Genomic DNA, 14,280 nt, shown 5'->3' with positions numbered 1-14,280 from the left:
TTAGTCCTTGTTACGCTTGAGTTGATCTTTGAGCTGCGTTGGCAGCTGACGAATGATCAACATATCGCGGCCTTCATCGTATTCGACTTTAGAGCCAAGCAGGTGCGACTCAAAGCTAATCGAGATGCCTTCTGCGCGACCCGTAAAACGGTGAAAAGCATTTAAGGTGCGTTTATCGGCTGGGATTTCTGGCGACAAGCCGTAATCTTTATTACGAATATGATCGTAAAAAGCTTTCGGGTTATCTTCATCGAGGGCTTCGGATAAACCTTCAATGCTGACCACCTCGCCACGGCGTGTTTGGCTATTGGCATAACTGATCAGGTTGCTAGTTTTCTCGCGCGCTTGTTCTTCGGGCAAGTCTTCACTTTCAACGAAATCGCTAAAGGCTTTTAACAGGGTGCGTGTTTCGCCGGGGCCATCAACGCCTTCCTGGCAACCTAAAAAGTCGCGGAAACCATCAATGACTTTTTTACCGTTTTTGCCTTTGATAAAGGAAATATATTGCTTGGACTGGCTGTTGTTTTGCCATTCGGATAAGTTGATTCGCGTAGCTAAATGCATCTGGCCGAGATCGAGATGACGTGCAGAATCAACCCCCAATGCTTCGCTAATGACCATTCCTTCACTGTGTTGCAGCACAGCAATGGAGAGGTAGTCAGTCATACCTTGTTGATAGTGGGCAAACAGCACGTGACCGGATAGGGTGATATTTAACGCATCCAGTTGCTTTTTTAGATGCTCAACAGCATCTCGGCTGAACTGGGTAAAATCAATTTTTTCCGCAAGGTAATCAGCTAACCAAGCATGCAGTGGATATTCTGTTTGATCCGTTTGAAACAGGCCCCACGCTTTGCTCGGTTTGCTGTTATAGCTGTCGTTGATGTCAGCCAGTAAATGCTCTAAAGCGCTGCTCTGCGGCAAGCATTCGCTGCGTGTTTTCAGCATGGCAGGGCTGTCATCGGGCTTTTTGTCAATAAAATGAATAATACAATGGTGCAGAGGCATGGCGGTTTAACCTTTACGCTAAAACAGCCGCGATCTACTGTGTGCAATGCTCACAGTAGAATCACAGCAATAAAGTGATAAATGAAGTTATTTGGTGCGGGTGTCTCGTTCAGCTTTAAGACGCTCTAAGCGCTGTAAAACATAACGGACGTGTAAATGTAATTGATAGAGTTCATTGGTGTATGACAACGGTACTTCAACTTTTGCCAATTCATCTTGCAAAGCGCTAAGACGCTTAATTTCTTCATCGAGATGCATCGGTAGAGTGTCGTTGGAGAGTTGCTTGTCAACATCCCGGAGGTACTTGTACCAGCGATAAATCCGAGCACGAATGCGCCAGCGATAGACTGGACCGGCAATTTTAAACAATGGAAACAGCAGCACCAACAAAGGGATGACTAAAATAATATAGCGATCGGCCAGTGAAGCAATTCTAAAGGGCAGATAGCGTTGTAAAAGCGGTAAGCCTTTGTCGTGAAAGTACTCAGCTTCGGTCAGTGACTCAAAATCATTGGGCAGGTTTTTCGGCCAAGTATCAGGCTTATCAATCAAGGTACCTGATCTCATTACTTCTTGTGCAGAAGCTAAAATCAGCGCAGTCAGGGCCGGGTGGAAAGATTCATTGGCCATTAGCATCGCCACTGGACCCACTGTGCTGGTGTCCTGTTGTGGCTGATTAGTGGCTAAGTTAAGTAAGCCTTGGCCAACCTTGATTTCAGTAATAAAGGGCAGACGCGCACGATACGCTGCAGCTTGATTAAAGCTGACCAACTGCAAATCATTGTGGCTGGCAGCCTCTTGTACTAATGCGCTCTCAGCTGGGCCTAAGAAAAAAGCTGCATCCAGTTCGTCAACGAGCATCGCTGTAAGGGCTTTTTTGCCGCTATAGGCTTGCCATCCTTCAGGTAAGTTTTGGCTATCAATTTGATTGGCTGCAAGCATGGGATTAACAATCATGCGAATGCCGCCGTTGTTTGCACCAATGGCAGTTCGCAAGTTGATTAAATCACTGAGGGTGTCGATTGTTAGGTCTTTGCGGGCAAACAGCCATAAGGGCTCTTGAAACACCGCGCCTAGATTGATCAGCTGCTTTCGCTGTTTTTCATCCAGTTCGAGTTCTTGACCGCTTTGCAGTAGCGCCAGTTGCACGCCGCTGTCATCGTCAAGCAGACGTTCGGTGTTTTCACGCGAGCCTTTGCTGTTAACCAGCTTTAATTCAAAGCCTTCTTTAGCCAGTTCTTCGCGTAGTTTTTCTGCGAATTGTGCATAACCGCCGCCAACACCGCCGGTACTCATAGTGGCATGCATCGGTGGTGGTGGTGCGACAAAGTAAAATAGCGCGGTGACCAGCGCGCCTAAAACGGGCACCAACCATAAGTTGGCGCGCAGCATAATGGATATGTCTTGCAAGATACGATTCATCGGCACTCCCTGTTATACAGGTATTGTTGTTATGGGGTATTCGGGTTTTTACGGCGCGGGATACCAAAACGCTGACGTCGTTCCCATAAGCATTTGCGACTGATGCCAAGTTTGCTGGCTAAATCAGTTTCGGTCATACGGTCTTGATGCTCAAGCACAAAACGTTGGAAATAATCTTCTAAAGATAGGTCGTTGGCGACAGGTTCTGCCTCATCAGTGTTCGCCTGACTTGCTGCCTGTTGCGCAGTGCTGCTGGCTAATTCGTTCGCGGCATCTTCAGTATCCAGATCAACATCAATACCCATCAGTTCGGTAGTCACTTGCGAGCCTTCGCAGAGAATCACTGCACGCTCTAAGGCATTTTCCAGTTCACGTACGTTGCCTGGCCAGCTGTATTTTTGCAGCGCTTTTTTCGCTTGCGCAGTAAAATCCATAGGCTCTTTGTCCATGCGCAAACGTTGACGTTCTAAAAGAATGTCAGCAATTTCTACCACATCGTTTTCACGGTCACGCAAGGCAGGCAAGTGCAGTGCGATCACATGCAGGCGGTAATACAAGTCTTCACGGAAGCCACCGGTTTTCGCAAGGCTTTTTAAATCACGGTGTGTTGCAGCAACGAGGCGTACATCAACTTTTTGCGATTGCACTGAGCCAACTCGACGGATTTCACCCTCTTGCAGTACGCGCAGTAAACGCGCTTGTGCTTCTAATGGCAGTTCACCAATTTCATCTAAAAATAATGTACCGCCATGCGCGGCTTCCACCAAACCGGTGCGAGCTGATACAGCGCCAGTGAAAGCGCCTTTCTCATGGCCAAACAACTCTGACTCAATGAGCGATTCAGGAATCGCTGCGCAGTTCACCGAGATCATCGGCGCTTTTGCACGTTTCGATAAATTATGTAGCGCACGCGCCACTAACTCTTTACCGGTGCCGGATTCGCCTTGAATGAGCACGTTAGAATCGGTTGGTGCGACTTTGCGGATTTTACCGTAAAGGGTGCGCATCACTGCACTGCTACCAATAATACCAATATCAGAGTTATCGAAGGCTTCCTCTGGCTCAGCATCGAGCAGCGGGTCTTCGCCGGACTCATCTTGTTCTACCTGTAACTGATAGTCATGGATGATGCGGGCGATGGTTTGCAGCATTTCATCATGATCAAAAGGTTTGGCAATATAGTCAATTGCGCCTAAACGCATGGAGTCAACCGCTGAGCGTAAGCTGGCATAACTGGTCATGATCAGCACTGGCTTAGGCTCGGCCAGCTTAATCATTTCGGTGCCAGGCGCACCAGGTAAGCGCAAATCGCTAATGATCAAATCAAAAGATTGAATGTTATAGCGCTCTTGTGCTTCTTGAACGGAACCTGCTTCGCTGACCTGATACGTGTTGCGTTCGAGTAAACGACGCAATGCCGAGCGAATAATAGGTTCATCTTCAACAATCAAAATATGATGCATTGACACTCTCTCTAAACAAACAGAATGAATAGGTGCGCCAGAACTATGTTGTTCATAGCAGACCACTCACTACTGGGCTGGAGGTTGGAACATGGCGCGGCAAAGTAATACGGAAACGAGTGCCGCGCTGATGCTCTGTATCGCTGGGGCTATCGACATGGATTTCCCCGTGGTGTTCTTCAATAATCGAGTAGACCAAAGCCAAGCCCAGTCCAGTGCCTTGGCCAGGGTCTTTGGTGGTGAAGAAAGGCTCGAATAAATGTTCTAAATTAGCGGTGCTGATGCCAGTGCCTTGATCCTCAATGGATAACTCTACATGAGAAAGGGTCGCGGTTGTGCGGATATAAATGTGCCCTTGCTCAGGACTGGCATCGCGCGCATTGGATAATAAGTTGATCAGTACCTGTGCGAGACGCTGTGCATCGCCAAGAACTAAATGCTGTGGGTTGCATAGATTAAAAAAGTTTACCGCTTTACTGAGCTTGTTCAGACTGAGTAAATGCATCGCTTCAGCGCTGGTGTCGAACAGGCTGACCGGCTCATGATTGTCGTGCTGTTGTTGGCCTGAGTGTGAAAAACTCATCAGTGACTGCACAATGCGCGACACGCGCTTGGTTTGCTCGAGGATTTGATTGCTCATTTCAATGATTTCAGCGTCTTCACTGCGCTCTTCGCGCAGGTTTTGCGCCAAGCAAGCAATGCCGGTAATCGGATTGCCAATCTCATGGGCAACCCCAGCGGCGAGTCGGCCAATCGAGGCTAAACGCTCTGAGTGCACCAGCTTATCTTCGAGTAAGCGCGTTTTGGTGGCATCTTCAACGAGCAGCACTAAACCGGTATTGCCAGGTGCTAAAGGTTCATCAATGGCTGCTTTGTGCAAGTTGAGCCAGCGTGCTTCGTGCAAGCCTTGCAGTGCATGCTTGTGTAAATGAGAGCGACTGCCTTGGGCAAACTCAAGCAGTAAATCACGCCACGGGGCGTCGATGCTATCCAGTCGTGAGCCCACCACGCGTGAGGCGGTAATTCCAGTGAGATCTTCGAGGGCGTGGTTCCACATGAGGATTTCATTGTCCTTAGCCAGTGAGCACACACCCATGGGTAAGTCTTGCAACGTTTGTCGGTGATAGCGCCGCAGCACATCTAGTTCGGCGGCAAGACCGGTAAGACGTGAGCGATACTCTTCAAGACGGCTTTCAATAAAGTGAATGTCTTCGGTGACATAAGTTTCACTGCCCGCTTTATAAGGCAAAAAAGTGCCGACTAAATCTTGCGCAACGCTTGGGCCCATTAGACCTGATAAGTTTGCTTCAATGCGGTCGCGTAAACGGCGCAAGGCAAATGGGCGACGTTCGTCAAAGGGCAGTTGCAAGTCTTGCATGGCCTGTTCAACTTCCCGTTGCGCAGTGACTGCACCTAAGGGTTTGGACAGTTCTGCCACAAATTGCTGCGCTGTGCGAGCCAATAATTCACGGCGTTCCGGACGGCGCACATTGTTGACGACACAGGCTTGCGCGGCACGTTGCTCTTCACTGCTGGTGCGCGCTATTAGAGAAATCACAACAAAAGTAAAACAGTTAGCTGCCAGTGCGGCAATGGCCGAGAAATGCCAGTTGCGGTCATCCAAAACATAGGTGTAGTCAAACCAAGGTAAAGAAAATTCTTGGATGTTGCTAAACATTGGCAACAGCATACCGATTGTCCAAACCAGCATCCCCATCAGCGCCCCGCAGATAAAGCCAGAACTGTTGGCTTTGGGCCAATACAGTACTGATAGCAAGCCTGGTAAAAACTGCAATGTTGCAACAAAGGCGACTAAGCCAAGATTGGATAAATCTTGCTCTGAGCGTAGTAATAGATAAAAGCCATAACCGGCGACAATAATGGTGCAGATCAGTAAGCGTCTTGTCCATTTTAGCCAGCGGTAAATATTACCTTCGGCTGGCGGTTGATACAGCGGCAAAACGATATGGTTGAGCACCATGCCGGACAGGGCTAAGGTCAATACGATAATCACGCCGCTGGCCGCGGACAGGCCACCCATATAAGCCAGTAAGGTGAGACGTTCATTATTGGCTGCTAAACCTAAACCAAGGGTGAAGTATTCCGGTGAGGTGGGTGCACCGAGTTTGAGTCCCGCCCATAGGATGGGCAGCACAGGTAAACTCATCAGCAGTAAAAACAGTGGCACACCCCAACTGGCACTGACCATCGAGCGCGGGTTGAGGTTCTCGGTGAAAATCATGTGATACATGTGCGGCATCACAGTGGCTGAGGCGAAAAACAGTAGTAATAAGGTGCGCCATGGACCTTCTTGTAAGGGGATTTGTAGCTCGCTGAGAATGTCTTTATTTTGCGATAGCCATATTTCTAAATCATTCGGGCCGTCAAACACAACAAACAATGCGTAAGCGCCGATGGCTAACAACGCGATCAGTTTAACCAGTGATTCAAAGGCAATGGCAAAGACTAAGCCTTCATGTTTCTCACGGGTGGCAACGTGCCTGGCACCGAATAAAATCGAAAACAGGGTGATTAAAACACAAAAGGCCAGGGCTACACGGTCTTGAATAGGCTCGCGGGTGAGAATTCCGATGGTGTCGGCGACGGCTTGGATCTGTAAGGCTAATAAGGGTAGAGCGCCTAACAGCATGCCAATTGTGGTGATGGCTCCGACCCAGGTGCTGCGAAAACGAAAGGCAAACAAGTCCGCTAACGAAGACAGTTGATGGGTTCGGGTTAGATGCAAAATCGGGTAGAGCAGTACTGGTGCTAATAAAAACGCACCGGATAAACCGAGGTAAATCGCTAGAAAGCCATAATCGTACTGATAGGCTAGGCCCACTGAGCCAAAAAATGCCCAGGCGCTGGCGTATACGCCCAACGACAAAATATAAGTGATGGGATGGCGCACGATCCAACGTGGGACCCAGCCTTTTTCTGTCGCCCAGGCCACACCAAACAGCGTAAGTAAGTATGTGGTGCTGATTAAAACCAGCTGGCTAAGGCTAAAGCTCGTCGGCATCTTGTTGGCTCTGCAAAATAAAAGTGACCACAATCAGAATCAGCCACAATAAATACGGGCGATACCAAACACTGCCGGGAGCAGTCCACCAGTCCATGATGGCGGGTGAAAACAAATAAATCCCAACAACTAAAATGAGGACTAATCGATAAATGTACATGATGCCACTCAACACTCAAGTGTCACCGATAGTAACCAAGAGGGCGGCCATTCGCCACACTTAACTGCAGTGAGTAGCGTATTTATCGAACAAAATGACCTTGGCGACGTTCAATTCGAAACTCAAGTGTGCTTGGGCGATAGCCTGCACGCAAACTCGGTAGCGGCAAGCAGGTATGCCATTGTGCGTTAGGCGCCAAGGGGCTTGCACTGCTGTAGCGCGCTTCGGTAAACAGGGTTTCAACCAAGTTGATATCTTCGCCAGGGCGGTAAGCAGCGATACGCCATTTTAAATTGATCAGTGACTGATCAGTACTGTTACGTAATTGCACACGTAGGGGCGCGTCAACTGTGCACTCAGTGGGTGCATAAGTGATTTGCATGTCTAAACGATCAAGCCGGCGCTGGTTGCTGTGCTGGTCGAGAATGAGCCAGCCAGCAATGCTCGCTAAGGTCAGCACAATAGGCAAACCAATGGCGAGCGTGCGCTTAGGGTAGCGTAGCAGCAAGACTAACCATGTCAGGGGAATCAACGCCGGTGGCAGCATCAGGCTAGTCCTCAGGTTGGTCGCGTAAAAACACTAAATGCTCAGGCTTGGATTGCTCGGCGCTGTAGTAATAGCCTTGCGTGTTGAACTTACGCAGTCCCGCGACTGAGTCAATTTTATTTTCAATCACATAGCGGGCCATCATGCCGCGCGCTTTTTTGGCGTAAAAGCTAATGATTTTGTATTGACCGTTTTTTAAGTCTTTAAAGTCAACATTGATCAAGGTCGCTTTCAACTGCTTAGGCTTGACTGCTTTAAAGTACTCATTGGAGGCCAAATTCAGCAGTATGTCAGTGTTTTGTTCGGCTAAGCATTGATTGAGTGACTCAGTGATTTGTTCGCCCCAGAACTCATACAGGTTATGACCGGCAGGGTTGTTGAGCTTGGTGCCCATTTCTAAACGGTAAGGCTGTATTAAGTCCAGAGGGCGTAACACACCGTAAAGACCGGAAAGAATGCGCAAGTGTTGCTGTGCGTATTGAAAATCAGCCGCGCTTAAACTGTCGGCATCTAAGCCGGTATAGACATCACCGCGAAAGGCCAAGATCGCTTGTCTAGCATTCTCAAGCGTAAAATCAGGCTGCCACTCAGTAAAGCGCGCTACGTTAAGACCGGCCAATTTATCAGAGAGCTTCATCAGCTCTGCGAGTTCATTGGGTGAGAGTTTGCGTAACACTTCGATCAGCTGGGCCGATTGCTCAAGGTAGCGTGGCAGGCTGTATTCTTGAGTGGCCAAGGGGCTGGTGTAATCCAGTGTTTTAGCTGGCGAAATAACCATAAGCATAGAGTCAGGTCCTCAGAGCAATGCAGCTTGAACTGGCGCTGCAGAAAAGAGATATGCCTTGAGTATACAATTTAAAATGCGCCACGTGCGCTGTGTAAATTGCAATGAGGCAGCAAAGCACGGATGAATCTGCGACAATACGCGGCTCTGTAGTTAAACTGTATTAGTAGTTGATGAGCAAGCTAAACACCACGCACGCATTACACGCACACATCAAGCAGGCTATGAGCGCTGACCAGCATCGCTTGCGTCAGCGACTTTCGGCGTTATTGAAAAAGCCTGAACATGACAGTGCCTTAGTCCAGTGGCAGCAGGATCTAGATAAGTCCTGCCAGCAGGTGGAGCACCGTCGTTTAAGTATCCCGCCGATTCATTACGATGACAGTTTACCCATTGCTGAGCGCCGCGAAGAGATTAAGCAGGCGCTGGCCAAGCATCAGGTGTTGATCATTGCCGGTGAGACAGGCTCTGGTAAAACCACTCAGCTGCCTAAGCTATGTCTGGAGATGGGGCGCGGCACCCAAGGTCTGATTGGCCATACTCAGCCACGCCGTTTGGCGGCGCGCAGTGTGGCCGCGCGAATTGCTGAAGAAATCGCCAGTCCCTTGGGTGAGCTGGTGGGTTATCAGGTGCGCTATGAAGATCAGAGTCATGAACGCACCCTGATTAAACTGATGACCGATGGTATTTTGCTCGCAGAAACGGGGCGTGACCGTTTTCTGCAGCGTTATGACACCATCATTATTGATGAAGCCCATGAGCGCAGTCTTAATATTGACTTCTTGCTGGGTTATATCAAACAGCTGCTACCGCGCCGCCCTGATCTAAAAGTCATTATCACCTCGGCGACCATTGATCTTGAGCGCTTCTCTAGGCATTTTGATGACGCACCGATTATCGAAGTGTCCGGCCGTACGTATCCAGTGGAAACCTGGTATCGCCCGTTAGTGGCCAGCCAAGATGAAGACGGTAATACCCTTGAAGAAGACCTCAGCGTTGATCGGGGTATCTTAAATGGTTTGCTAGAAATCGCTGAGCATGAGCGCCGCGAAAAGCGTTTGCCCGGTGATGTCTTGGTGTTTTTACCCGGTGAGCGCGAGATTCGTGAATGTGCGGAAGTGTTGCGCAAAGCCCAGCTCAAACACACCGAGATTTTACCGCTGTATGCACGTTTATCGCCCAGCGAGCAGCAAAAGATTTTCCAAAGCAGCCCTGCGCGTAAAGTAATTTTGGCCACCAACGTGGCGGAAACCTCGCTCACTGTGCCGGGTATTCGCTATGTGATTGATAGCGGTACGGCGCGCATCAGCCGTTACAGTTATCGGGCGAAAATCCAACGTTTGCCGATTGAAGCCATTTCCCGCGCCAGTGCCAATCAGCGCCAAGGCCGTTGTGGTCGCGTGGAGGCGGGGATTTGTATTCGTCTGTACAGCGAAGCCGATTTTCTAAGCCGGCCGGAGTTTACTGATCCAGAGATTTTGCGCACCAACTTGGCGGCAGTGATTTTGCAGATGCTGCATTTGCGTCTGGGCGCTATTGAAGACTTTCCCTTTATTGAGCCACCCGAAGGCAAGGCCATCAGTGATGGCTTTAACGTGCTGCAAGAACTCAGCGCAGTCGACCGTTACGGTAAGTTGACTGGTTTAGGTCAGCAGTTGGCGCGGTTACCCATCGACCCACGAGTGGGGCGCATGCTGCTGGCTGCTGCTGAACAAGGCAGTTTGCGCGAAATGCTGATTGTCGCCAGTGCCTTGTCGATTCAAGACCCCCGTGAGCGCCCAGCGGACAAACAGCAAGCCGCCGATCAAGCCCATGCACCCTGGAAAGATCCAGATTCTGACTTTGCTGTCTTAATTAATATTTGGCGCAGCTTTGAAGAACAGCGTTTAGCGCTGGGCAGTTCGGGGGTGCGCCGCTGGTGTCGTACGCATTTTCTTAATTATTTACGCATGCGTGAATGGCGCGATGCGCACCGCCAGCTCGCCTTAATTTGTCGTGAGCTTAAGCTGCCCTTTAACGAGCAGCCCTGCGATTACGCGCAACTGCATAAAGCATTGTTGACTGGCTTGCTGAGTCAAATCGGCCAAAAAACCGAAGACAATGACTTTTTAGGTGCGCGGCAGCGACGTTTTCATATTCACCCTTCCAGCACCTTGGGGCGTAAACGTCCGCAGTGGTTGATGGCCGCTGAGTTGGTGGAAACCACCAAGCTGTTTGCCCGCTTAGTGGCGAAAATTGAGCCAGAGTGGGCTGAGCAGCTGGCGGAGCACCTACTTAAGCGCAGTTACCTAGAGCCACACTGGGAAAAACGCCGTGGTCAGGTGGTCGCTTATGAGCAGGTGAGTTTGTACGGTTTGATTATTATCGGTCGCCGTTCTGTGCATTATGGCCCGATTGACCCGGTGCTCAGTCGTGAGACCTTTATTCGTGAAGGTTTGGTGGCCAATCAAATTCTCAGTCGTGCGCACTGTTTGCAAGCCAACCGCGAGTTATTAGCCACGCTGGATAAGCTTGAGGCCAAAGCCCGTCGCCGCGATATTTTGGCTGATGAAGAGACCCTGTTTGCCTACTATGATCAACATATTCCAGCAGATATTTATCAGACCGCCAGTTTTGATCGTTGGTACAAGCGCAGTCGCGAGAAAAATCCGCAGTTATTGCTGATGACCCAAGAGGATGCGCTGGCACGCGATGCCACTGAAGTGACGGCAAATCAATATCCTGACACTTTAAATTGGCAGGACATTCAGCTGCCGCTCAGTTATCACTTTGAGCCTGGGCATGTGCGAGATGGCGTCACGGTGACGATTCCGGCACCCTTGCTAGCGCAAGTGCCAGAAGCTTTATTGCAGTGGCTGGTGCCCGGTTTGTTAGCCACGCGCTGCATCGCTATGGTGCGCAACTTACCCAAAGCAGTGCGCAAAAATTTTGTCCCTGTGCCTGACTTTGTTGGCGCCGCGCTCGAAGGCCTGCCGTTTGCCCAAGGCTCGCTGACTGAAGCGCTGGGTCAGCAGTTATTACGCATAACCGGTGTGCGGGTCAGTGAAGAGCTTTGGCAGCAAGCGGTAGAGCAGCTTGAAGAGCATTTACGCATGAACATAGAAGTGGTTGATGCTGCAGGTCAGTATTTGGGCGAAGGTCGTGACTTGGCGCAATTGCGTCGTCGTTTTTCTGAGGCCAGTCAGCAAGCCTTGGCTGAACTCAAACACACGAAAACGGCAACGCAGACAGTGGCGGCGGATACCTTTGCCGTGGCTGCTCAAACCACCCATACAGTGGCTGGCATGGCGATGACGGTGTACCCAGCGCTAGTGGATAACGCTGGTGAGGTGCAAGAAGGGCGCTTCTCGACTCAGCAACAAGCTGATCACGAGCATCGCCGCGCTTTGCAACGCTTACTGCTACAGCAGGTGGCAGAGCCGGCTAAGTATGTGCGCAGCCGTTTGCCAGGGTTAACGGAAATGGCTTTGCTGTACCGTGATTTAGGCCGCATTGAGGCGCTGACGGAAGATATTCTGTTAGCCAGTGTCGATCGTTGTATGTTGCAGGGTTTAACCCTGTTGCCGCGTGATGCAGAGTCGGTGGCTCAATTGGCCAGTGCTAAGCGTGGTGAATTGGTGCCGGTGGCCGAGCATTTAGCTAAAACCGTTTTGCTGATTTTGCAGCGTTGGCATGCGCTTAAAAAACGTTTGAAAGGACGGATCGATCTGTCGATGGCGGTGTCCTTGAATGATATTAAAGCGCAGCTCGCCAGTTTGCTCTATGCCGGGTTTGTGCGTGATACGCCAGCACAGTGGCTGCAGGAGTACCCACGTTATCTGAAAGCGATTGAGCAACGTCTGGAGAAGCTGCCAAGCCAAGTGCAACAGGACCGAGTGTGGACGATTGAGTTGACGGGGTATTTAGATCAGCTGAAGAAACGCCAGTCTAAACATGCGCAAGAAGGCAAGTACGATGAGGCGCTGACGCTGTACCGTTGGATGCTGGAAGAGTACCGCGTGTCGTTGTTTGCTCAGCAACTGGGTACTAAGGTGGCAGTGTCGGATAAGCGTCTGAGCAAGCAATGGTCGTTAGTCAGCGATTAAGCCTAGAGCTGGTTGGCAAAACCTTTGCTTGTCTGCATGCATTGGCAATCCATGCGCGGTGGTTGCTTGCCGCTCGAGTAAGAGTTGCAATAGCTTTGTACGAGCAGGTCATACCTGCGACCAGCGGTGGCTCATCAGTTAGATTTGTGTAGTTGCCGCTCAGAAGTTTGTAACTCGCTGGTTATTTTAGACTTTGCATTACGCACTATTGTGCAGTGCTGTTTTTACCTTGCGCCTACCGCACTGCACTGAATCTGTTTTTCCCTCAACGCGTCATCCTGACTCGATTCGGGGCTCCGCCATCCCTGGCTCCGCTGGTCACATATTCAGCGCAGTACTCATTGATCATTATCGCTGGCATTGAGAACGCTCATATCTGGAAGTGTTGGCACTGAGAGTGCCGACATCTGGGAGCGCGGGCCGCTGGCCCGCAAAACAGCAGAACTGCAACTCTTGTGCCTGCCGGACTGCGCTGAATCTGTTTTTCCCTCAACGCGTCATCCTGACTCGATTCGGGGCTACGCCATCCCTGGCTCCGCTGATCACATATCCAACGCAGTACTCATTGATCATTATCGCTGGCATTGAGAACGCTCATATCTGGAAGTGTTGGCACTGCGAGTGCCGATATCTGGGAGCGCGGGCCGCTGGCCCGCAAAACTACAAAACTGCAAATCTTGCGCCTACCGCACTGCGCTGCATCTGTTATTCCCTCAACGACTCATCCTGACTCGATTCGGGGCTACGCTATCCCTGGCTGCGCTGATCACTGATCCAGCGCAGTACTCATTGATCATTAGCGTTTCCATCTTGATTTGCGCTTGTCTCTTTTGAGTCGGATTCCTTTCGTCGACTGGCTATACGTATTGAACAGTTATATGTTTGCTTCTGATTATTTAAGCGAGCATTAATGATGGAAGAAGGGTTTTGGCAGGCGCGTTGGCAGCGTAATCAGATTGGTTTTCATCTCCAAGAAGTGAATCCAGGGCTGGAGAAATATTGGCCGACTTTGCAGGTTGCACAAGGCAGTTGTGTCTTTGTCCCTTTATGCGGAAAGAGTCTGGATCTGCTCTGGTTGGCTGAGCAAGGCTATTGTGTGTTGGGTGTTGAGCTGATTGAAAAGGCTGTAGTGGATTTTTTTGCGGAGCAGCAATTGTTGCCTACAGTCACTCAGCAAGGTGCTTTTAAACGCTACAGTGCTGGCGCAATTAGTATTTTGTGTGGTGATTTTTTTGCTTTGACTGCCGATGATTTAGCCGCTGTTGATGCTTTTTACGATCGCGCGTCTTTAATTGCTTTGCCTGATGAATTACGCGGTCTTTATGCGCAGCATCTGTCTACGCATTTGCCAGAGCATTGCCAAGGTTTATTGATGACGCTGGATTACCCGCAAGCGGAGATGAATGGACCACCATTTGCTGTGTCGCCAGCGCAAGTTGAGCAGTTATTAGGTAATACTTTTACTCTTGAGTGCCTTGAAGAGCGTGATGCGCTGGGTCAGGAGTGGCGTTTTAAAGATGCTGGGGTAACGCGCCTTTTTGAATATGTATATTGGGTGAAACACCGCAGTTTAGCTTGAGTCTGTAGATGCCAACTCATTGACGATGCTTGGTTAAGGTTTAGTTAAAGCAGTTCGTTTTTGTGCGGGCGGGTCATACATGCGATCAGCGCTGGCCACAGATCCAGCACAACACTGATTGACCATTTGCGCTGGCGTTGATAACGCATATCTCTGGGAGCGCTGGCACTGAGAACGCACATTTCTGGGAGCGCGGGCCGCTGGCCCGCA

General features: G+C 50.1%; 9 protein-coding genes. 2 read left to right on the top strand and 7 right to left on the bottom strand.

Features of this window, described 5'->3' with window-relative positions:
* From yejK to yaaA, 7 genes are all read right to left on the bottom strand, one after another.
* On the bottom strand, positions 1-1,008 hold the full coding sequence (gene yejK, locus H591_RS0108580; RefSeq protein ID WP_022966543.1) for a nucleoid-associated protein YejK: 1,008 nt from the start codon (positions 1,006-1,008) through the stop codon (positions 1-3).
* A gap of 87 nt (positions 1,009-1,095) precedes the next feature.
* Positions 1,096-2,430 (bottom strand): TAXI family TRAP transporter solute-binding subunit, encoded by a 1,335-nt coding sequence (locus H591_RS0108575; protein WP_022966542.1) that lies wholly within the window; start codon positions 2,428-2,430, stop codon positions 1,096-1,098.
* A gap of 29 nt (positions 2,431-2,459) precedes the next feature.
* Positions 2,460-3,893: a sigma-54-dependent transcriptional regulator gene (locus H591_RS0108570; protein WP_022966541.1), complete on the bottom strand. Its 1,434-nt coding sequence runs from the start codon at positions 3,891-3,893 to the stop codon at positions 2,460-2,462.
* A 52-nt stretch (positions 3,894-3,945) separates the two neighbouring features.
* Positions 3,946-6,915: a sensor histidine kinase gene (locus H591_RS0108565; protein WP_022966540.1), complete on the bottom strand. Its 2,970-nt coding sequence runs from the start codon at positions 6,913-6,915 to the stop codon at positions 3,946-3,948.
* Positions 6,899-7,075: a hypothetical protein gene (locus H591_RS16005; protein ID WP_022966539.1), complete on the bottom strand. Its 177-nt coding sequence runs from the start codon at positions 7,073-7,075 to the stop codon at positions 6,899-6,901. Before H591_RS16005 ends, H591_RS0108565 begins: the two co-directional genes overlap by 17 nt.
* An 82-nt stretch (positions 7,076-7,157) precedes the next feature.
* A complete protein-coding gene (locus tag H591_RS0108555; protein ID WP_022966538.1) occupies positions 7,158-7,622 on the bottom strand; it encodes a hypothetical protein in 465 nt (154 codons plus the stop codon).
* Positions 7,623-7,626: 4 nt separating this feature from the next.
* Complete coding sequence (yaaA, locus tag H591_RS0108550; protein ID WP_022966537.1) at positions 7,627-8,406, bottom strand: peroxide stress protein YaaA; 780 nt, start codon at positions 8,404-8,406, stop codon at positions 7,627-7,629.
* A 173-nt stretch (positions 8,407-8,579) separates the two neighbouring features.
* Here yaaA and hrpA point away from each other — a divergent pair, with 173 nt between their 5' ends.
* The gene (hrpA, locus tag H591_RS0108545; RefSeq protein WP_022966536.1) at positions 8,580-12,491 is read left to right on the top strand and encodes an ATP-dependent RNA helicase HrpA; all 3,912 of its coding nucleotides are present in this window, start codon (positions 8,580-8,582) and stop codon (positions 12,489-12,491) included.
* Between the two features lie 913 nt (positions 12,492-13,404).
* Complete coding sequence (locus H591_RS0108540) at positions 13,405-14,070, top strand: thiopurine S-methyltransferase (RefSeq protein WP_028244294.1); 666 nt, start codon at positions 13,405-13,407, stop codon at positions 14,068-14,070.
* Positions 14,071-14,280: the final 210 nt, after the last annotated feature.

This window comes from Denitrificimonas caeni DSM 24390 (assembly GCF_000421765.1).
Classification (GTDB): domain Bacteria; phylum Pseudomonadota; class Gammaproteobacteria; order Pseudomonadales; family Pseudomonadaceae; genus Denitrificimonas; species Denitrificimonas caeni.
This window is presented reverse-complemented; position numbering and strand designations above follow the sequence as displayed.